General features: G+C 39.5%; 16 protein-coding genes. 5 read left to right on the top strand and 11 right to left on the bottom strand.

Annotated features, from left to right (window positions below; translation table 11 throughout):
* Positions 1-385 precede the first annotated feature (385 nt).
* The 3 genes from IEV18_RS08605 to IEV18_RS08595 are packed head-to-tail and all read right to left on the bottom strand — an operon-like array spanning position 386 to position 6909.
* On the bottom strand, positions 386-2056 hold the full coding sequence (locus tag IEV18_RS08605; RefSeq protein ID WP_188391982.1) for a UvrD-helicase domain-containing protein: 1671 nt from the start codon (positions 2054-2056) through the stop codon (positions 386-388).
* Positions 2037-4565 (bottom strand): hypothetical protein, encoded by a 2529-nt coding sequence (locus IEV18_RS08600; protein ID WP_188391981.1) that lies wholly within the window; start codon positions 4563-4565, stop codon positions 2037-2039. Before IEV18_RS08600 ends, IEV18_RS08605 begins: the two co-directional genes overlap by 20 nt.
* On the bottom strand, positions 4537-6909 hold the full coding sequence (locus IEV18_RS08595; RefSeq protein WP_188391980.1) for a UvrD-helicase domain-containing protein: 2373 nt from the start codon (positions 6907-6909) through the stop codon (positions 4537-4539). Before IEV18_RS08595 ends, IEV18_RS08600 begins: the two co-directional genes overlap by 29 nt.
* Before the next feature lie 387 nt (positions 6910-7296).
* Between IEV18_RS08595 and IEV18_RS08590 the strand changes: the two genes are divergently transcribed.
* Positions 7297-7896 carry a phosphatase PAP2 family protein gene (locus tag IEV18_RS08590; RefSeq protein WP_188391979.1) on the top strand — a complete coding sequence of 200 codons (600 nt, stop codon included), beginning with the start codon at positions 7297-7299 and terminating at the stop codon, positions 7894-7896.
* Positions 7897-8442: 546 nt separating this feature from the next.
* Here IEV18_RS08590 and IEV18_RS08585 read toward each other — a convergent pair.
* Positions 8443-9618, bottom strand: coding sequence for a DUF4317 domain-containing protein (locus IEV18_RS08585; protein ID WP_188391978.1), 1176 nt, complete (start codon positions 9616-9618; stop codon positions 8443-8445).
* Between the two features lie 222 nt (positions 9619-9840).
* Between IEV18_RS08585 and IEV18_RS08580 the strand changes: the two genes are divergently transcribed.
* Together IEV18_RS08580 and IEV18_RS08575 are read left to right on the top strand one after the other, a co-directional pair.
* The gene (locus IEV18_RS08580) at positions 9841-10299 is read left to right on the top strand and encodes a hypothetical protein (protein WP_188391977.1); all 459 of its coding nucleotides are present in this window, start codon (positions 9841-9843) and stop codon (positions 10297-10299) included.
* Positions 10287-10577, top strand: coding sequence for a YxcD family protein (locus IEV18_RS08575; RefSeq protein ID WP_188391976.1), 291 nt, complete (start codon positions 10287-10289; stop codon positions 10575-10577). Before IEV18_RS08580 ends, IEV18_RS08575 begins: the two co-directional genes overlap by 13 nt.
* 109 nt (positions 10578-10686) lie before the next feature.
* Here IEV18_RS08575 and IEV18_RS08570 read toward each other — a convergent pair whose 3' ends face one another.
* The 7 genes from IEV18_RS08570 to IEV18_RS08540 all read right to left on the bottom strand — a co-directional run bounded on the left by IEV18_RS08570 (position 10687) and on the right by IEV18_RS08540 (position 18701).
* Positions 10687-11160: an acyl-CoA thioesterase gene (locus tag IEV18_RS08570; protein ID WP_188391975.1), complete on the bottom strand. Its 474-nt coding sequence runs from the start codon at positions 11158-11160 to the stop codon at positions 10687-10689.
* A gap of 2 nt (positions 11161-11162) precedes the next feature.
* Positions 11163-12887, bottom strand: coding sequence for a class I adenylate-forming enzyme family protein (locus IEV18_RS08565; RefSeq protein ID WP_188391974.1), 1725 nt, complete (start codon positions 12885-12887; stop codon positions 11163-11165).
* Between the two features lie 10 nt (positions 12888-12897).
* Complete coding sequence (gene fabF / locus IEV18_RS08560; protein WP_188391973.1) at positions 12898-14130, bottom strand: beta-ketoacyl-ACP synthase II; 1233 nt, start codon at positions 14128-14130, stop codon at positions 12898-12900.
* Between the two features lie 152 nt (positions 14131-14282).
* The gene (locus IEV18_RS08555; protein WP_188391972.1) at positions 14283-16178 is read right to left on the bottom strand and encodes an ABC transporter permease; all 1896 of its coding nucleotides are present in this window, start codon (positions 16176-16178) and stop codon (positions 14283-14285) included.
* On the bottom strand, positions 16153-16917 hold the full coding sequence (locus IEV18_RS08550) for an ABC transporter ATP-binding protein (RefSeq protein WP_188391971.1): 765 nt from the start codon (positions 16915-16917) through the stop codon (positions 16153-16155). The genes IEV18_RS08555 and IEV18_RS08550 overlap by 26 nt, the downstream gene beginning before the upstream one ends.
* Positions 16918-16998: 81 nt before the next feature.
* Complete coding sequence (locus IEV18_RS08545; protein WP_188391970.1) at positions 16999-18000, bottom strand: sensor histidine kinase; 1002 nt, start codon at positions 17998-18000, stop codon at positions 16999-17001.
* Entirely contained in the window at positions 17997-18701 is a 705-nt protein-coding gene (locus IEV18_RS08540; protein WP_188391969.1) for a response regulator transcription factor, read from the bottom strand. The genes IEV18_RS08545 and IEV18_RS08540 overlap by 4 nt, the downstream gene beginning before the upstream one ends.
* Positions 18702-18890: 189 nt before the next feature.
* On the opposite strand from IEV18_RS08540, the gene uvsE reads away from it, so the two are divergent.
* Both uvsE and IEV18_RS08530 read left to right on the top strand, forming a co-directional pair.
* Positions 18891-19844: a UV DNA damage repair endonuclease UvsE gene (uvsE, locus tag IEV18_RS08535; protein ID WP_188391968.1), complete on the top strand. Its 954-nt coding sequence runs from the start codon at positions 18891-18893 to the stop codon at positions 19842-19844.
* Between the two features lie 66 nt (positions 19845-19910).
* Positions 19911-20702 (top strand): ABC transporter substrate-binding protein, encoded by a 792-nt coding sequence (locus tag IEV18_RS08530; protein WP_229733605.1) that lies wholly within the window; start codon positions 19911-19913, stop codon positions 20700-20702.
* Positions 20703-20725: the final 23 nt, after the last annotated feature.

The raw sequence follows: 20725 nt of genomic DNA, 5'->3' as shown, positions 1-20725 counted from the left end.
AATGTGTTTAGGCGATTACATTTTACCAGAGTTTTGTCACTGTCTCATTTTTTTGTTCAAAAAAATTGGTGCTGGTTTTTACTCACCAACACCAAATATTATAGAGCCAAAATTTCTTTTAAATGCATAGTAAATAAATGGGATTATAGGGATTAAATTTTTGAAACATACCACTCTACATTCAAATAATCGTTAATTACTTCAGAAATATTTGCTGTTTTATAGTTTCCAGTATTAACACTTTATTGTTAACTCAAGATATTCCAAGATAAACGTGTTAGGCTGAAGTACAGAAAAAACTACTTACTAGAGATTTAGTAAGTAGATGCATCGAAAATATTTTTGCTATTGTTCTGCTTCAAGATAATACTAATCGGAATTATTCTCACTTCTTATATGCCTTTTTACTAAAGTTACTTTCATAATCCCTAGTATCAAAATCACGGATAAATTGGGAAACTCGTTGATATTTTTCTGCTACAAAATAAATATTTAATTCAAACCTTGCCCGTGTCACGGCAACATAAAGTAATTTTTTCTCATCATTAAAAATTTCATCATAGTCTTTTTCATAGTTTAAATCTCCAAATTTCTCTCCACCATACTTTTCATTTAACTCTTTAATGCGTATTTGTGATGGATAGTGAAAACGATCAAAATGAATAAGGAAGACATAGTCAAATTCCAATCCTTTTATCTCAAATGGATCGGTAAAGAAGATTGGTTTTTTCACTTTATTATAATCAAATTTGGATCCATATTTTTCAATACCGATAATATTAAACTCATAAGAAAGGATGTCTTTTAAATTCCCATACTGATTTAATTCTGTTTTATCATACCGGTGAACGACGGCAATCGTCATTTTTGGATTTTCCTGATGGATTTCTTTAATTCTTCTAATGATTTCCTTTGCCATTTTTCTGTTCGTTGTAAAATGTTTTATCACCGGCTTTTTGCCTTCTCTAAAAAAGTGCTGATCATCTTCCCGGACGTTTTCCACATCGATAAATTGAATGGAACTTGCCAAATTCATGATTTGTTTTGTTGAGCGAAAGTTCTTCGTTAGCTTTTGGTTCGTACGTGCATTTACCCTTAAATTTAAATCTTTATAGGATACCGGAGTCCGTTTATAAATCCGCTGTTTATCATCCCCGACTAACGTAATAGAATCCTTCGTCAGTTCTACCAGACTTTTAATTTGCATCGGCTGTAAGTCCTGGAATTCGTCCACCAGCACATGGTCAAATTTAAAATCCGCCCTAGGACTCATTTTTAACTCATTGAGCAGATGAAGGGCATAATCTTCCATATCCAGCTGCGGAACTTTAAAATTGGTTTTCATAAATTCATTGTATTTTTCAAACAGATGAAAAATCGTATACTTCTGTTTCCTCGTCACACTGGGACTATGGCCTCTTCCAGTTCTTTCCTTTTCAACGTACTTCTCTTTCGTAATCAGTCCATTTGCTTTCATCCAGAAAAATTCTTCTCTTAAAAACTTCGCTGTATGAGTTTTATATAACCGTTCAAATTTTTTATCCTCTCCGGATTCATAAAATCTCGTCAAAACAACTTTTACTCTTGCGTCAATCAACGATTCATGTTCCTTAATAGATTGCTGATTCATCCACAGTCGATTGATTTCTTGGTATCCACATTCTTTCATTAAAATTTTCCGGACCAAATCATGATAGGTACTAATCGTTACATCATGCTGCTTCACTAACTGATTATATTTTTCCGATTGCCTTAACCGCTTTACCGTATCTTGTATTAAGGTCTGATTAAAGGTGACATAAAGAATTCGCTGGGGAATCTCCGCCTGCTCCATAATTTTTATTAACCGGTAGGCAAGCATCAGGCTTTTCCCGCTGCCCGCAGAACCGCGAATAATTAACTGCTTTTCACTCGATTGAACAACCTGTTTCTGTTCTGCCGTAGGTGTAATTCCAGGTAGTAATCCTTCGAGGGAAAAATAGTTTTTCCACTTTTTGGCCAATCTTTCGCTATATGCTTTTAATTCTTCCGCCCGGTTACTGACTGATGTGATCAATGGCATACATCCCTTCCGTACAACTGCTTAAAAATGGACACATTTTGCAATGGTTGCCCGGTTCTGCTTTTACACTAAATGTGCCAACATTGTTTTGAAATTGCTTTAATATTTCTTTCTCCTGAAAGGGAGAATCTTTCCGATATTGATTTCTAGCTTTTGTTCGCCGATTTTCCCGATACACACTTCGTAAAATCTGTAAACCTTTCATTTCCCTCGGATAAGAAATATTCTCGTAAGTCTTATATCTGGTGAATTGCAGTTTAAATTCGGTATCAATTAAATTATCCTTTTTTGTATCCGTCCAATGCGGAAATAGGGGATAAATATACTTCCGAAAATTTTCCCGTTCCATCTTAGAGTATGAGAATAGCTTTCCTATTTTTGCAAATACAATCTCCTGATGGAAATTCTCCTCGTAAATGGGCTGACGCTGAATAATTGCTGTAAGAAAGAATTTTTTTGAACAAAAGTCATGATCGAGCCAAAATAAGTCAGGTATTTTCCCTTGGATATTTTTCACGTCAATTGTATGTGTTTTAGGCTCAACTTGCTGTTCTGCGTCTAAAGGATGATGTTCCGCTAATAATCGAATGGATTTTATCTCACCATCTGCATACAAGTCAGCGATAATATCCAAAAAAACGTTACGAATAGCGTCGTCATGTAGATTCTTGATCCAGCTGAATATAATCGGGCCCGTATAGTTTTCCAATATATTATATATTTGATAGATACCTAACTTTTCGAAGGAATCAGCAACGGTAAAATCTACCAATAATGCATGAAGCAATGAATTTTTCCTAGAAACTTGCTGAATACACCGCTTCACATCCGTATAGGTGAAAATATTTGAGAGCACCGATTTATGTTTCTCAGGAAAATTCATCTGCGTTAAATTGGTTAGATGCAAAGTGCTTTCTTTCCGTTCTATCATTTCCTCCTGAATAAGGGGAAGAGAGCGGATGACTTTTTTTACTTCTGTTACACGGGAGATATTCAAATACAGAAGCTGCAGTAATTCACGGATGGAAAATTCCCAATGCTGAGGATATTTCTCATGAAAAACCTTATTTAATAGCTCCTTTTGTTCCGTATCTTTTATTCTTTGATTTAACACCGTTTTCCATCTAGTAAAATATTCATTGACATTACATGTGTCGTTTTCCTCGAGAAGTAAGTTTTTACAAAGCTTTTCCGTGAAGGCGACTAATTCAATTAACTGATGGATCGTTACTTGATATCTGTCCGCATTTAAATAAGGAAAAGTTCGAAACGGATTTAGCATATAACGCTTCATCCTATTTCTTCCTGATTCTTCGGAATTTACCCGGTCAAAGGATTTGTTCACCATATCCAGTTCTGCTAACCGTTTCAATCTTTCATTTATGTCATCAATGGACTCCGTACCACTCATATATTCTTGTAAATCGATAAGAAGAGATAACGCATCAATTCCGCTGGCATTTTTCGTATAAACCCAGCTAGTTGTTATCAGTTCAATAAGGGTTTCAAAGGATAAAAATAATTGGCCGTGTTCTATTTTACAAAACTGAATATAGTAGATAAACTTGCCGACACTATTTTCATAAATTGGCATGTATGTATCTTGAATAATTGGCTGGATATCCTCGGAATCTACTGCGTAATAGCTGTCATGACTTTTCTTAACATATTGAGAGAAGTCTTGCATCGTTTCAAATTCAATTATCTTCACATCATTCCGGTCTGCGGATGGAACAGTTTTGTTTTCGTAAAAACAGGCAAAACGGTTTGGACTATCTTTCTCCCTCCATCGAGCGAAGTCCGTTCTAGATGAAGGAGATTGGTTTGTAATGACTTTGTAGACGTTTTCCCAAAATTGATGAACATTGGGATATAAGGGATGGAAGGGTATGCGAAATTCAATGTGAAATCCCTTTGCTCTAAGCCAATGAATAAAATTCATTCTCCCAAAATTCATATATTCAATTTCATAGAAAAATATATTATTCAATGATGGATGCCCGCAAAGCAAGCTGGAGATTTCCTTTTTCGTCAATGTATTTTTCATCCGGTAATATTCAATGGTAAGAGGATCTGCCAGCAAACCGTTAATAATAGCAGCAATCTGATTTTTTACATTATCTTGAAAATGAACTTCAATTCTTTCTAATCCAATATCGACAAAATTATAATAATTATCTACAATTTGGTCCAACCGGTTTAATAAGAACTTTTTATTTGTATCATTCCTTTCAAGGATTATCTTCCTTGCAAGCGCTTGAAGATAAATGGCTGTCTGTGCCGTTCGAAAGGAACGAAAAATCTTCTGTTCCATTTCACTGATATTCGTGGAATGGATGGAATAGTGTCTCTTGACTTCTTTAGACAAACTGCCAGTACCAAATACATGTAATTCCTGATGGTGATTTTTGACACCTTGTAAATAATCACGTAAAGATGTATACGTTTTAAACGGAAAGTATGTCGAAGTTGTACTACTTTTGTTCGGATATACCCTTTGCAATGAGATCCCCCCAATTTCTTACTCGATGATTATTTGTCTGCTTTGGTGCATCGACAATCACTTTCTTTTTGGCTCGAGTTAGAGCGACATACAGTAATCTCGTTTCTTCACCGATATTTTCCATCTGCTCCTTCTTGCGTAATTTTTTATAAACATCATTTTCATAAAACCTGTCTTTTTTTAAATTAATCTTGTAACCAATTGCATTTCCTTGAATGATGACATCGGTTTTCATTGAATTGTTAAATAATATCTTCGTGTTAGGAAGAAATACATAGTCAAATTCCAGCCCCTTTGCTTTATGGACGGTCATGATCGTTAACCTTTTTACTTCCGAATCGTTATGATAAAGTGTAGACATTGTTTTATCCGTCTGCATTTGAATCCGCAGGAACCTTTCGATTTTTGCAATCGTAGGGATGGTATGACTTAATTCCTTTTTTAAAAGGTATAATAACCTCTCCAGATTCATCTCATATTCTTGTCGTAAAATTTCTGCTTGCTTTATCTTCGTAGCATCGTCCTGATTTTTCTTTCCTTGTAAATAACGCTGTGCATAAACGGTTGCCGGATCCACTGCTGAAATGATGTCTTGAAGAGTCTCAATGGGAGAATGATGTTTCAGCCGGTCTTCGTAGGTCGTTAAATGGCGGTCTACTTCCTCCAATAAAATTGCCGATGATCGATCTGGTGAAAAATGATTCAATATTTCTTCGGTTTTTAAGGTTCGATCTCCATAGGAAGAAATATGGACCGCATACCGATTCGCCCAATGATTTGGATTTGTAAATCTTCGTACCAATTGATAAAATTCCCTCACTGCAACCGAACGATAAAAGTCTCCATCCTGCTCCGAAGTAAAGAAGATATTATTTTCTTCACAAAGTCTTGACATTTCATTTACTTCTTCGTTTGTCCGCAATAACATCGCAGTGTCCGTATTTTCGATTTCACGGAGATAGCTAACAAAGCCTGCTTTTGTATCAAATTTTTTGTGGATAAACGAAGGTTCTAGAGTCGATTCTTTTTCTATACCACTCTTTAAATAATCTTCTTTGTTGAACGGAAATGCTGGCACATAATTTGGCCATACTGCAAATATTCGGTTCAGCCTATTTAATAGATCCGAGTTGGAACGGTAGTTGTGCTGCAAATAATATTTTTTGTCCATTCTTGTTTGTTCTTCAAGCTGCTTAAAAGCAGTGTAATCCGCTCCTCTAAAACGGTAAATGCTCTGTTTTACATCACCGACTACGAATAGATGGACAGAATACTGATTCGCCAAATAGGCAAAAAATTTCGTCTGTACCCGGTCTGTATCCTGGAATTCATCAATAAAGACATATTTGTAGGGGATCGTATATTTTTCCTGTTGTTCTGTTATTTGGTTCATGGCAATGATTAAATCATTTACATCCATCGAATTTGTGAGCTTCTTATAATCCCTTAATGCCTTGCATGTTTCTTTAACGACATAGCCATAAATAATACTAGAGTCATCTGCCGATTCCCCAAAATCCATGTTGAGCAGTTGATCCATGGAAATAGAATAGTTCATCACTTGATCAATGATCGTCTCTACAGCCTGAATAATCCGATACTGTTCAATATATTTAAATTTGCTAAAAATATCAGGATGGTTTTTATTGAATTGATCTAATACTTCTTCGATGATTTTTTTCCGCTTATATTTAAACGTTTGTATATGCATGATTTGCGATTCAAACATTTTTTCCTTATTTAGACTTAGTATATTTTGCGCAAAGGAATGAATGGTACCAATGGAAATATTTTTTAGTTCCATTAACCATTGGAGGTATTTCATATCCTTTGTCATTTCAAAATAAAGCTTTACCTTTTGATAAAGCTTTTCCCGAATATGATTAGCTGCCTTCTTCGTAAAAGTAACAAGTCCAATTTCCGAAAAGCGTAAATTTGGATATTTATATTTTAAGAAAAGTATCCTACTTATCATAACCGTTGTTTTTCCCGTCCCGGCACCTGCAGAAACCATAATATTGCCGTTAATAGGCGCATGTTCTATGGCGTATTGTTCTCTATTAAAATCTGGTGTATATTTGCTTAGTAATCGTAAAGTTTCAGGAGGGACGTCGCCATCGTAAAAATAAAAATCTTCCTGGAACACATCATTATATTTCATTTCGTATAAAAAAAGTATTTGTTCTTTCATTGCCTTTCGCAAAAATTCATTGCCTATTAGCATATCTATTGGGTCATAAGTAAAGAAGTATACTTTTGTCCCCTGTTTAATATATTTTTCTAATTGCATTTCGGTATGATAGTATATTTCATTTTGGAAAATTAATATAGAATATGTTTTCATTTATATACCTTCTTCCTATACAAAACTTCATTATCTACTATTATATAGGTTTATAAGTCGAATGACCTATATAATTCATATTTTCATTGCAAGAAGGTCCTGTTTGCACTTCAGCTTATGTTAATGTCATCATATGATATTAACATGCAATTACCTAAACAATTTTTGATGAGGTTTTTTTTCAAATAACATGAAAAAAAATAACATGCCAGCTTGCCTGTCAACCATAATAATCTCCTTACATTTTCCATCCTCTTAAAAAACACCTTCACAGCCTTATAATCAAAGTGTGAAGGTATCTTATTTCTATCGCTTTTTTAAGTAAAAATAATGTTATACTATACATTGCTATATATACAATAATTCGTAAAGGAAAGGAGAGGTGTTATGAATAAAAGGCTATCCTTCTTTGCCATTGCAGCATTTCTTATTTTTTGTTTGTTTATGCTTACTTATGATACACAATTTATAGCTGTTGTTGATCAAGCTGCATTTGATTTGCTATACGGCAACGAGACTATCGCAATTTTCCAATCACTAGGGGCAACGAAGGTAATTATCGCCGTTACATTCGTATTAGCCATATTTGCCTGGTTTCGTTTCCGTAAAATTCAGCTTGTCCTTTTTATACTTGTAACAGTAGGATTAGGCTATTATCTCAATCAAATTGTGAAGCAGATCATTGAACGGCCCCGTCCTGAATTTCTAAATCAATTTACTTCTTTTAGTTTTCCCTCGGGACACGCGATGGTTGGCCTCTTATATTTATTTACGATCGCATACGTACTTGGAAAAACAGTCTCTTCTATAAAAGTTCGGAGCATTCTATGGATTATTGCAGCTATATTAATTTTGTTCATCGGACTGTCTCGTATCGCTGAAGGGCATCATTATGCATCCGATATATTCGCCGGCTGGATGCTCGGCTGCAGCTGGTTCACTCTTTGCGTTAAGTTGTACGAAATCAGTTTCAAACGCAATACATAATTAGGGTCATGACTTTATCAGGGTGCATGGTGAAACATCTTGATTTTATTGAATTCGCATAGAGCATAAGAAAAGTGTGTTCTCACGGCAGATTTTTTTCATCCTTCCCAAAAACCGACCGTGAAAGGCGTTCTCTCGGTCGATTCTTCCTGCTTTTCCCTCGAAATCGGCCGTGAAAGGCATTCTCTCGGTCGATCCTTCCTGCTTTTCCCTCGAAATCGGCCGTGAAAGGCATTCTCTCGGTCGATCCTTCCTGCTTTTCCCTCGAAATCAGCCGTGAAAGACGTTCTCTCGGTCGATTCTTCCTGCTTTTCCTTCGAAATCAGCCGTGACAAGCGTTCTCTCGGTCGATTCCCCCTGTTTTTCTCTCGAAATCGGCCGTGAAAGGCATTCTCTCGGTCGATCCTTCCTGCTTTTCTCTCGAAATCAGCCGTGAAAGACATTCTCTCGGATGATTTTCCTTATTTTTGTTCCGTAATCCGCCTTGAGATATCCAATAATTTACCAATTACACCAGTGCCTGGCACCTGTGGCACCAACGTCACCTTATGCCTTTTTAAATAATACTTCCGGTATCATTTCGAAGCCTTCGATGACGGTGTTTTCCTCCAGCTCAATCATTAAGCAAATTTTTCCGTCCAGTTCTACTTGACGAACATATCGTAAATCTTCCGGGCTGACGGAAATATTGGCTACTTTTGTTTTAATCTTAATCGATTTCGAATTATACTTCGGCAATATATTGCTTGCCTTCAGTTCATATTTTTCATCGTCTATCACCTTCTTAAAGGCGGCTTCTACCTTTTCTGTGCTCACATCTTCCACACCGCTATTTTTCAATACTTTTTCCACATCTTTATAATCCAGCTTCGGCGTATCTTCTTCCTCATTTTCCTCGATGGTGCGATGGATTTCATCATACACATTTGCCAAGGTAGACGTATTGATGCGCTCTCCCGCTATATCTTTGACAATTTCCTCAAATACAATCTTATCTTCTTCTTTCGTCATAAATTCCTCGGCATTTAAAACTTCCTCAATAAAATGGTAATCCAGCTCCTTTGATTTTCCGGTGGAGTATAAAATATGGTTCACATCTTGCGCATTGTCGGTAAAACACGGGAATAAAAAGCCGCCAATCGGAGCTTTTAGATTAATAATCGGATCGACGACGACATTGTATTTAAATTCTTTCTCCACGTAATCAAAGAGCAATTCCTTCCTCGGATCCTGGGTTTTATTAATGCTGCAAAGAATAAAGGAATGGGAATACACTTTGTCCCGGTCGCTCTCTTCCGATTCTTCACCGGCGGGTTTCATCGGCTTCAAATATTCCCCACGTAAAAATGTAATGACGATGTCCATGTCATATTCTCTATCTTTCAGCATTTTTTCCACAATCCGCAGCATTTGTGCTGTCCAGTCTTCCGTACTTTCGCTTAGAAGTCCCTGATGCAAAATAAGCTGGGTATTATCTTCCACATCCCGCTGAAACTTAAGCTCAAATAACTTTTCATCCAATTGTCCCGTAAGCACCTTTTTAAAACCGTCGATAAATAATTCCTGCTGTTCCTGTTCCAGCATTCCAAAAGGGGTACTTTCCCAATGGTAAATGTCACTCGATTCTTTCATCACATATACATGAAAAATATCTTTCATCGTTAATAAATCGTTATTTAGCTTTAATTGTCTGCGAAAATTTGCGATGTCTTTTTTATTCAATTCCGTTTCCACTCCTGTGCTGTCACGTATTTCTATAAACAAAAAAGAAGAGGGAGCAAACGATGTACTCCCCGTGTCCTTGTCCATTTTAACATACCTTTCACTTAAACTTATTATCTTAAATTCTTCCAAATTTTCTCCACAACGTTGGAAATGATAGTTAAGCCAAATTCTAGTATAATAAGCATTACAGCAAGAGATAACAAATTGGAGGTATACATTTTGAAAAAACTTTTGACAGCATTGATGACGATTAGCCTAATTTTTGCACCAATCGGTGATTCTATTCTTTGGGACCATTCTTCTACAGTAGAGGCAAAATCCTACCGCTCAGGAAAGAAAAACTTCAACTACAATAATAACCAATTCAATTCAAACAAGCCTTCCCTTTTCCAAAATAAAAAACAGGATTCGGTAACGAATAATAAATCCCAGGCTAAGACCCAAGCTGGAAAAAACGGCACCTTTATGTCCAGTCCGCTCATGAAAGGCCTGATGCTAGGAGGACTTGCTGGATTGTTATTCGGCGGATTGCTCGGCAACTTAGGGGTTTTAGGTTCCTTGTTAGGACTTGCCATTAATTTATTTGCTATTCTTGCACTTCTGATGATTGCAGGAAAAATTTATTCGTTTTTCAAAGATAAAAAGAAAAAGAAGGAAACAAATCCATGGTCCCGATAATCATTTCGGAACAGGATATTGTTAATGCTGTCTGCATTTATACTGCCAGAAAAAAGGACTTGAAACCGGAAGACGTGACAGTAGAATTAATCTATGATGACGATACCGGATTTTCGGCAGAAGTATACTGGCACGAACGAAAGCAAGTGCTCGTCACTGCAAAACTTATTGAAGCAATACGGCTATGGCTGAAGGAATATATGCAAAGAAACCCTTTTACCGGCATTAAGCTGGAGCTTGATGATGAAGAAGGAATTATTGCCTTCGTTCAAGAGTAATTATAATAGGCTGCTCCCGTTTGGGAGACAGCCTATATTTTATAAAAATCCTTTGAAAGCAAAACTCCACTGCAGGACATGAAAATGGAGAGGAAAGATCCTCTCCGATTTAATGCGGAACACGAGCTGTTTTCTCCAGCATTTGTAAAATTTCCGGAGCGACTTTATGGAGCCGGGCTGGCTTAAAGTCTTGATTCACCCACATATGTTTCGTTGTACCTTTGGCCAAGAGATCGCCAAAAGGCTCCTTTATCCCCTCTCCTTTTTTATGAAACTCTTCTTCGGTAATTTTCCTTGCTTCATAGTAAAATTCTAATCTTACAGGAGAAAAACTTGCCACCTTTGTAAAAAGCGCAACACAGTCATCAAACTTAGCTGATTTGATATAGCTGACATTAACATCTAACACAGGCAACAGAAGCCCCAGCTCTTCCATATGCCGATAATTCATTCCGGAATTCCGCATCCATTCTATCCGTGCAACTTCAAACCAAGTAATATAGTTACCATGATGCACAACTCCCATTTGATCCGTATCTTTATACTGAACGCGCAAATTGTGCTGGTGCCAATAATCCGACATTGTTACCCCTCTTTTCTCGTTTTGGAAAGTTTCTCTTCTGCCATATCTTTTAAGCGGAATTTCTGGACTTTTCCTGTACTCGTCATCGGCCATTCGTCCGCTTCAATAAACCAAACATGACGAGGAATTTTAAAACGGGCGAGCCGCGGTGTACACCAGTCAATCATTTCTTTTCTTGTTGCCGTTTGTCCTTCTTTCAATTCAATAAAGGCGGCCCCTATTTCCGTCGTCATCGCATCGGGAACACCAATGACTTGTACCTGATTGACCGCCGGATGCTGGGAGATGACAATTTCCACTTCCCGAGGTGAAACGAGTTCCCCGGACACTTTGTACATTTCTTTGCTTCTTCCCAGCATTTGAATATAGCCGTTTTCATCAATTCTTCCAACGTCACCAGTGCGCAGCCATCCGTCTTTATCAATCACTTTTGCTGTCTCTTTCGGCTTTTTATAGTAACCATGGGTGACGGTAACGCCTCGAACGGCCAGTTCGCCAACTTCCCCTGTAGGCAAATCTTCTCCGGTATCCCGATCAATCGTTTTATACTGTACAACACTATTATCAAACTCTTTTAAGCCTGTAACCCCGCCGAGTTTTGGCCTGCCAACTCTTGTGGAAATTCGCTCTAAAGAATCGCCTATTTCCGTTGTAACTCCAGAGGAAGCGACCTCTGTCTGACCGTATCCGGTAATAATTTCCGTCAAGCCTAACACTTTTACGGCTTTCTCCCATACCGGAATCGGAGCAGGAGCAGCACCGCACCACATGGCGAAAAGATTCGATAAATCAAATTCAGCCACCCGCGGATGATTGAGCAGCGGGACTAAAGTGGACGGCACACAGAGATAGTCATTTGCCTTATATTTCTCCATTAACTGCAACGATGTTAAAGGGGAAGCACCTAACGCAGAAATAACGGATCCCCCGACGAATGACATGGCAAGAATCGCTTCAATAATAGCAAAACAGTGATAAAACGGCAGCGGGGCAAAGGTAACCCGACCGTCCTCAATGGCTCTGCTTAAACAAGTGCTGTAGGCAGAGCGCAGCAGCATATCATCCGTCAGCATGACCCCTTTCGGACTCCCCGTTGAACCGGATGTATACATAATAATCGCCACTTCATCCGGATATTTGGATTCTTTCCATCTCTCCTCCAGCTGTTCATCGGAAACTTCATTTGCCAAGGCTAGGAATTCATCCCACAAAATAAAGCGTTCATCTACAGCAGCATTTTCTTCTGTCGGTACGCAAATCACTTTTTTCAATTTGCTATTGCTCATAAAGTCCTCATCGTCAAGGAGTTCGGAAACAGCCTGGGCATGATTTTTATCTTTTACCGATTGATGCAAAATTAAAAATTGGCTATCGGACTGAGAAACAATATATTTGACTTCATTTTTCGTCAGCATCGCATTAATCGGGATGACAACTGCTCCGACGATGGAAGAGGCAACCATTAGAGATGGAAACGTATAATGGTTGTTCATTAAAATCGCTACATGATCCCGCCTCTTCACTCCAAGCTTTAACAATGCTTTCGCATACTGAACCCCTTGATTCCATATTTGTTCAAAGGTAAATTCTTCTCCGTCTATGTATAGGTATGGCCGATTGCGATACTCTTGGCAAGCTTTCGCAAAATGCCGGGAAATCGTATCCCTTGGCCATTCAGGAAAACGGTTTTCTAATGCTTGTCTTCTTTCAGATACACTTAGCTTCATGTCAAACACCTCATTGACTAAATTTTTTAAAGGCAACTACTGCATTATGGCCGCCGAAGCCAAACCCGTTGGACAGGGCAATATGTATGTCCCCTTCGACCGCCTCATTTGGTACGTAGTCTAAATCACAATCTTTATCAGGATTTTCCAAATTGATAGTCGGCGGAAATACGTTTTCTGCCATACTTTTTAGGGTAATAATGGCTTCCACGGCACCGGCTGCGCCAAACATATGACCAGTCATCGATTTCGTTGAACTTACCTTTAACCGGTAAGCATGGTCCCCAAACACTTGTTTAATTGCCTTTGTTTCGGATACATCGCCGGTCGGGGTACTTGTACCATGAGCATTAATATAATCAACCTCACTTGGGCTGATTCCTGCCCTTTCCATCGCAAGTTCCATTGCTTTTGCAGCACCTTGATAATCAGGCGCTGTAATGTGATACGCATCGGTTGTGCTTCCATAGCCAATGATTTCTCCCAAAATACGAGCACCGCGTTTTTTCGCATGCTCATATTCTTCCAGAAATAATACCCCCGCCCCTTCCGACATGACAAAACCGTCCCGAGCTGCGTCAAATGGCCGGGAAGCTTTTTCCGGAGCATCGTTTCTTGTGGACATAGCCCGCATTTTCGAAAAACCGGCAAAATAAAGGGGGTGAATCGTTGATTCCGCCCCGCCGGCTATAATCGCATCTGCATAGCCGTGGGCTATTTGCAAGTAAGCCTCGCCAATCGCGTGATTGCTCGTTGCACAGGCAGACACCGGAGCAAAACTTGGTCCGCGGAACTGATATTTTATAGCGATTAAACCGGAAATCATATTGTGGATGGACATCGGAATCAAAAACGGAGATACCCTTTTCGGCCCTTTGTCGAAAAGTATTTGGTAATTTTCGAATAATGTCTGCAGCCCGCCCGCACCCGAACCAATATAGACACCAATCCGATCTCTATCTACCTTTTCAAGGTCTATATTTGACTGCTCGACTGCCTGGATTGCTGCAGCATACCCGTATTGGATAAACGGGTCAGACCGTTTTATTTCTTTCATATCGAGATATTCATTAGGAAAGTCTTCAATAATCCCTGCAATTTTCGTATTAATATCTTTATACTCATCAGCATTCAGGCATTTTATCCCCGATTGCCCTTTTTTAATGTTATCCCAAAAGGATTCCACATCATGACCTAATGGAGAAACAACTCCGGCACCGGTAATGACAACTCTTCGTTTCAAAGTGATTACTCTCCTTTTCACCTCTGTATTGCCTGTTCATACGTTTCATTTTAACATATTCACGGTTTTCACGTTCCCAATAAACATTCTTCTGCAACTTCTCCAATAATAAACAATCCCCCCTAGCCGAGGATGGCTATGGGGGGATGAACTTAACGGTACACCGTTTCTTTAATTTGTTTGACGTAGAACAATTTTGCTATGAAAAAGTAAACGATTTGGATCACCGCAAACCCGCCAAGTACAAAGAGTGCTTCCTCTGTAATATTGTAGTCAAAGAAACGGGACAAGGCTGTTAAGGCGACAGCACCATGGATTAACGCAACGATGATGGGCGCGAAAAAGAGAATTGCCGTCTGGCGATTTACGACCTTTTTCAATTCACCAACCGTAAGCCCTATCTTCGTAATGGACTGAAACTTATACTTGTCGTCATCCAAGTCGGAGTATAGGCGGAAATAAAGGAAGCTTCCTGCGGATACGAAAAATACGATACCGATGAATAGCCCGATAAATAATACTGGTCCGTAGGCCTTATCAATTTCATAAACCATGTAATCGATGGCTTGAGCCCGGTATTCCGTTTGTTCCATCATTTTCCGGCCTGCGTCCATAACGGATTCCTTTTCCCCTTCCACGACTTTGAAGGCGAAAAAGCTTGAGCTGTTTAGCGGATCTCCCAATTCTGCAAATGCATCATCATGAACAATATAGTATCCTTTAATTTCAGGCAATAACTCGGATTCTATCGTTTCTGACGGCTTGATTTCTACACCATTTTGCAAAAGTATAGGCTGATCAATCAAACTGCTGTTTCCGCTGCTGCTTCCCATCATTCTCGCACTCACATTAACTACGACGGCTTCATTTTTATCCGGCGATACTTCCTTTTCATCATTTAATCGGGCAAACCGGTTGTAATCCGACGCCTTCACGATAAGAACCGGGGTATCTGAAGCTTCCATATGATAATAAGTCATTTCGATTCTTTCCATATCAGCTTTAATATTTTCTTCCTGCAAAATTGCATTTATCCGTTGAACGTCCTTTTCAATCCGTTCGTCCGAATCATCGATAAACGAAAAATAAGTGTAGCTGAATGGATTCAAATCCTTTATTCCTCGTGTCAAATAGGAATGAAAGCCGTATAACGTTCCGATGGCACTAAAGGCAACCGTTGAAATGATCGTCACTAGGAAAAAGGTACGGGCATTGTCTTTCATCCGGAACGCCAGATCGGAAAACAGCAGCATATTTGTTTTTCTGAAAAAGAGGTGCCGGTTTCCTTTCAGACGGCGGATGACGTACACACTAAGCTGAGTGAACAATAAATAGGTTCCTATGACAACAACGATAATAACCGGAACCATCGCAAAAAGTACTTCCATCCCTTTTACATACAACGCAACTCCATATCCTGCCAATAGCAACAGGGCGGCAATGATTCCCAATGCAAAGGATGCCTTTGGTTCGCCTTTCCACTTTTTGTTTCCTTTAATTAAGTCCGTTAATTTTTTCGTCCGCAGTACAACGGAAACGAAAAAGGAAATGCAAAGGAATAAAACGATAAAACTGACAAAGGTAATAATAATAGCCAAAACGGGAACGTAAAAATAAAGGGTTTCACTGATAATCAATACGTTCTCCGCAATCAGGAGAATGAGTTTGGCAAATATTAACCCAAGCAAAATTCCTCCAACGGTGGCAAAAAAACCGATAATCATATTTTCCAAAAATACCATACGGCGAATTTGCCTGCTCGATGCTCCCAAGGTCATTAAAAGGCCAAATTCCCTTTTTCTCGATTGCAAAAAGGAACTCATCGAATATAAAACAAAGAAGAAGGAAAAGACATAAATAATTCCCCCGGCAACCGACATCCCGTATAACGCGCTGAAATGAATGTCCGCACCAGATAATGCCGGGTGAAAGGCAAACATGGCAAAGGTAAAAAATACCATGACCGTAAATAAGCTGCTGAGAAAATAGGCAACATACAGCCGCTTGTTCCGCAAGACGTTGTTAAACACGAATTGACGAAAGGTCATTGCCGTCCCCTCCCATCAAGGAGAGCATATCGATAATCTTTTGGAAAAATGTTTGTCTGCTCTCACCGCGGTATATTTCCGAATGCAGCTTCCCATCGCGAATGAATACAACCCGATCTGCATAACTGGCAGCTTGAGGGTCATGGGTTACCATCAACAGGCTCGTTTTCTCTCTTTCATTGATTGCAGCGAGCATATTCATCACATCTTTGGATGCTTTCGAATCCAGATTTCCTGTCGGTTCGTCTGCAAGCAAAAGCTTCGGGTCATGAATCATCGCCCTTGCAATCGCCGTCCGCTGGGCTTGTCCGCCGGAAATCTCATAGGTCCGCTTGTTTAAAATAGCGGAAATTCCTAATTTTTCAGCGATTTGCTTCACTTTCCTCTCCATTTCTTTTACCTTTTCGCCGTCCAGTGTAAGCGGAAGAACGATATTCTCTTCCACAGTCAGCGTATGAAGCAGGTTAAAATCTTGAAAAACAAAACCGAGTTCCTGACGGCGAAACTTTGCCAGCTTATTCTTCGATAAAGTATGGGGGTTTTTTCCATCAATGTACACCTCACCTGTCGTCGGCTCATCGATGGTGGAAATAATGTTCAAAAGTGTTGTTTTTCCGCTTCCGGACGGACCCATAATGGCAACAAATTCACCAGTTTCAATTTCCAAGTTAATATCCGTTAACGCCCGATAGGCAACTTTTCCTTCATAAATCTTGCTTACATTTTTTAATTGAAGCATAATCGTACTCCTTTCATCCATTTCTGTTTTAAGTATATCCACACTGCGAGAATGTCACTATCGATTATGCTTTCATCAATCTTACACTGTTGTAAGGTTTTGTGATGAAGAAAAAATAATCCGGACTGTCGTTCCCTCTTCGACAGCGGATTCCATTTCCAGTTCATGGTCCAATTTCTCCAGCACTTCTTTTACCAAATACAGTCCCATTCCCGTTGATTCCCGGAATTTGCGGCCATTTTCGCCGGTATAAAATTTATTAAAAATCCGTTTTTGGTCTTCTTTCGGAATCCCGATACCAAAATCTTTCACTTCCAATACCGCCTTCCCTTTCCGTTCATAAAGGGAAATAATCATTTGCTTGCTTTTTCCTGCCGAATATTTCACCGCATTATGCATTAATTGGGATAAAATGAAAAACAGCCATTTTTCGTCGGTTTCCACCGTTATTCCTTTCCTTGCCTCTATTAGGCGGGGATAGACTTCATTGCGGATGTAGAACCGTTTATTTTCTTTATTCACCTCATGGACGAGCTTGGACAAAATTACCGGTTTAATTTGAAAATCCTGTTCAATCGTTCGCAGCCGGGCCATATATAACACCGTATTCAGTCCATTCCGCATCCGATCCGTTTCTTCCCGGATGCTGGAAGATTCCGGCTCTTCAAGAGTCTGTGCCGTTAATTCAATGACGGAAAGGGGGGTTTTCATCTGATGAACCCACCGGTCCATAAACATTAAATGTTCCTCTTTTTGGTCTTCCGCTTTCTGGATTTCCTTTTTGTAAACCCGATATTGGGAATAAAGCAGCTGATCCAGCGCCTTTGCAATCGGAGTCCGATTCGTCCGTTCCAGCGACTCGTCCAGTTCAATCATTTGGGATGATAATCTTTTGTAAAACTCCCTATTCAGCAAATAGCGGATAACAAGATAAACGGTCAGAAAGAAGAGAGCCAGAAATATTCCATAGGCTATTAATTGGACGTTTCGATACCCGTCCAGCCAAATAATAACCGGAAATATGAAACATTGAATAATTTGTATGGAAACGAGCAGGAAATGATCCCTTATGAATAATTTCATGCTTTCCCTTCTTTCCATGTCACTTTCAGCCGGTACCCCGACCCCCTTACGGTTTCCACTGCATCGGCAATACCAATTTCCTGCAGTTTTTTGCGGACCCGGGCAATATTTACATTAAGTGTATTTTCATCGACATAAGCCTGGTCATCCCATAATTTGACGAGCAAATCCTCTCTTCCGGCAATCCGCGGATACCGTTCCATTAAACTTTCTAAAATATCCGTTTCCTTCTTCGTCAACGTCGTCACTCGATCTTGAAAACGCAGTTCTTGCCGCTCGACGAATAGCTGCAGTCCGTCCTGAACGCACACCCTTTCTTCCCGTTTTATTGCATATTCCCCATAGGCTCGGCGCAATTGGCTGCGTATTTTTGCCATGACAATGTCCGGATGAAATGGTTTCGTAATGAAATCATCCCCGCCATTCTCCAGAGCCATGACTTGATCCATTTCTCCTGTCCGGGCAGAAATGAAAATAACGGGACAGATGGATTCTTTCCGAATTTGCCGGCACCAATAATAACCGTCATACCTCGGCAAATTAATATCAAGCAAAACGAGGTCCGGCAAAGATTTGCGGAAAGCATCCATCACGTTATCGAAATCATTAATAACCTCTACTTTATATCCGTACTTCGTGATATACTGGCACAAATAATCGGCAATTTTCCGGTCATCTTCAACAATCATTATTTTTTCCATTTCCCTTTCTCCTCATTACGATATCCATCTTTTTCCATATTATTTCATAGGTTGTCAGCTGGAACAAGGCAAAACCGCGTGCAGTTGGACATACTGTTCACTGCCGTTCCAGGCGGCATTTCCGCATTGTATATGATTTTTCCTAAGACAGAAAATAGAACTACTACGACAGATTTTAAGGAGATTCAAATGAAGATTCGTTTCGGCTATGTTGCAAACGCCCTTGGGCTATGGGACGCCAGCCCGTCAAAAACATTAACGTTTAAACGTTACGCTGCCCTTCCCAAAGAGGAACGTCTGGAAAAGCTGCATACAGTCACTTACCAAAATTTATATCATACGAAACGGATTTTGCATTATAATATTGCCCACGAAATTCCGCTATATCGGTTTTCCAGCATGCTCGTGCCATTGGCTACCCATCCGGAAGTTTTGTGGGATTTCATCACCCCGTTCCAATCCGAATGGCAGGAAATTGGCGAAATGGTAAGGAAACATCAAATAAGGGCAAGCTTTCACCCTGGGCAGTTCACCCTTTTTACCAGTCCGCGGGAAGAGGTGACGATCAATGCGGTAAAGGATATGGAATATCATTACCGGATGCTGGAAGCGATGGGAATTACAGATTCTGCTATTTTAAATATTCATATCGGCGGCGCTTATGGCGAGAAAAAAGAATCTATCGTACGATTTCACAAAAATTTACAAAAACTGCCGGAAAAAATAAAAAAAGTGATGACATTGGAAAATGACGACAAAACGTATAACGTAAAAGAAACGCTCATTGTTTGTGAACAGGAAGGCATTCCGATGATTCTTGATTACCATCATTACATGGCGAATAAAGGGGAAGCAGAACTTGCCGATTATTTGGAACGGATCTTTCAGACGTGGAAAGTGCGCCAATTAGTCCCAAAAGTCCATATTTCCTCTCCTAAATCGGAAAAAGCGTACCGTTCCCATGCGGATTATGTCTCCCTGGATTTTATCCTCCCTTTTTTAAAGCTTGCCAAATCCCTTGACCAGGATTTTGACATGATGATAGAAGCGAAGCAGAAAAATCTTGCCATGCATCAGTTAGTAGAAGATATTGGCAAAATTCGCGGTGTCAAGCGAATATCAGGAGCATCAGTTGTATGGTGAAGCTATCGATTGCCAGTAGTTTGAACATTTCATCCATGATAGAATGGCTGATAAAGGAGGGGTTCGATGATAATAAGGGAAGTGACCGACCACTTAGACCGAAATCTTCAATATACGTATCCGCCGAAACGGATTATTTCTATCGTACCTGCCATTACCGATACACTGTATGCTTTAAACCTGCATGACAACATTGTTGGCAGAACCCGCTACTGCATTTTTCCGAAAGAACAAGTTCAAAAGGCAGAAATTGTCGGGGGAACGAAGCGCGTATTAAAAGAAAAAATCGAAAGTTTGAAGCCGGACATTATTTTTGCGGAGAAGGAAGAAAATACAAAGGAAATAGTGGAACAGCTGGAGACGGATTTCCCTGTTTATGTGGGAGAAGTTCAGTCCGTTCAGGATGTCTATAAATTAATTGGCGATTTGGGCGACATAACAGGCAAACAAGAAAAAGCAAAGGATTTGATTGAGACGATTCAGCAGCGGTTTAATGCTCTGCCAACGGCTGAGGGAAAACGGGTTGCCTACGTTATTTGGAAAAATCCATATATGGTTGTCGGCCAAAATACTTATATCAATTCCCTTTTAGAAAGATTAGGCTTTGTCAATGGATTTGCTAAATACGAAGGAAGATACCCGGTTGTTGCCGAGGAAGACTTGAAAGAAGCCAAGCTTGATTATCTCTTTTTGGCAACGGAGCCTTTTCCGTTTCAGGAGGAACATATACCAGCATTTACATCCTTTCTTCCAAATACAGAAGTGAGAATCATCGACGGGGAAATGTTTTGGTATGGTCCGCGGATGATTGAAGCAGCCGATTATTTTCAGAAATTCTTACTCCAGCTGGTAAAATAGGTTAGCGTTTCGTTCACTTGCCA

It is taken from the genome of Compostibacillus humi (assembly GCF_014637175.1).
GTDB lineage: Bacteria > Bacillota > Bacilli > Bacillales > Amphibacillaceae > Oceanobacillus > Oceanobacillus humi.
This window is presented reverse-complemented; position numbering and strand designations above follow the sequence as displayed.

What these genes read in the sequence shown, in the direction of transcription:
- IEV18_RS08595 (WP_188391980.1), bottom strand. Translation starts at nt 6,909, where the DNA reads ATGAAAACATATTCTATATTAATTTTCCAAAATGAAATATACTATCAT.
- IEV18_RS08590 (WP_188391979.1), top strand. Translation starts at nt 7,297, where the DNA reads ATGAATAAAAGGCTATCCTTCTTTGCCATTGCAGCATTTCTTATTTTT.
- IEV18_RS08575 (WP_188391976.1), top strand. Translation starts at nt 10,287, where the DNA reads ATGGTCCCGATAATCATTTCGGAACAGGATATTGTTAATGCTGTCTGC.
- IEV18_RS08570 (WP_188391975.1), bottom strand. Translation starts at nt 11,160, where the DNA reads ATGTCGGATTATTGGCACCAGCACAATTTGCGCGTTCAGTATAAAGAT.
- IEV18_RS08565 (WP_188391974.1), bottom strand. Translation starts at nt 12,887, where the DNA reads ATGAAGCTAAGTGTATCTGAAAGAAGACAAGCATTAGAAAACCGTTTT.
- IEV18_RS08555 (WP_188391972.1), bottom strand. Translation starts at nt 16,178, where the DNA reads ATGACCTTTCGTCAATTCGTGTTTAACAACGTCTTGCGGAACAAGCGG.
- IEV18_RS08550 (WP_188391971.1), bottom strand. Translation starts at nt 16,917, where the DNA reads ATGCTTCAATTAAAAAATGTAAGCAAGATTTATGAAGGAAAAGTTGCC.
- IEV18_RS08545 (WP_188391970.1), bottom strand. Translation starts at nt 18,000, where the DNA reads ATGAAATTATTCATAAGGGATCATTTCCTGCTCGTTTCCATACAAATT.
- IEV18_RS08540 (WP_188391969.1), bottom strand. Translation starts at nt 18,701, where the DNA reads ATGGAAAAAATAATGATTGTTGAAGATGACCGGAAAATTGCCGATTAT.
- uvsE (WP_188391968.1), top strand. Translation starts at nt 18,891, where the DNA reads ATGAAGATTCGTTTCGGCTATGTTGCAAACGCCCTTGGGCTATGGGAC.
- IEV18_RS08530 (WP_229733605.1), top strand. Translation starts at nt 19,911, where the DNA reads ATGATAATAAGGGAAGTGACCGACCACTTAGACCGAAATCTTCAATAT.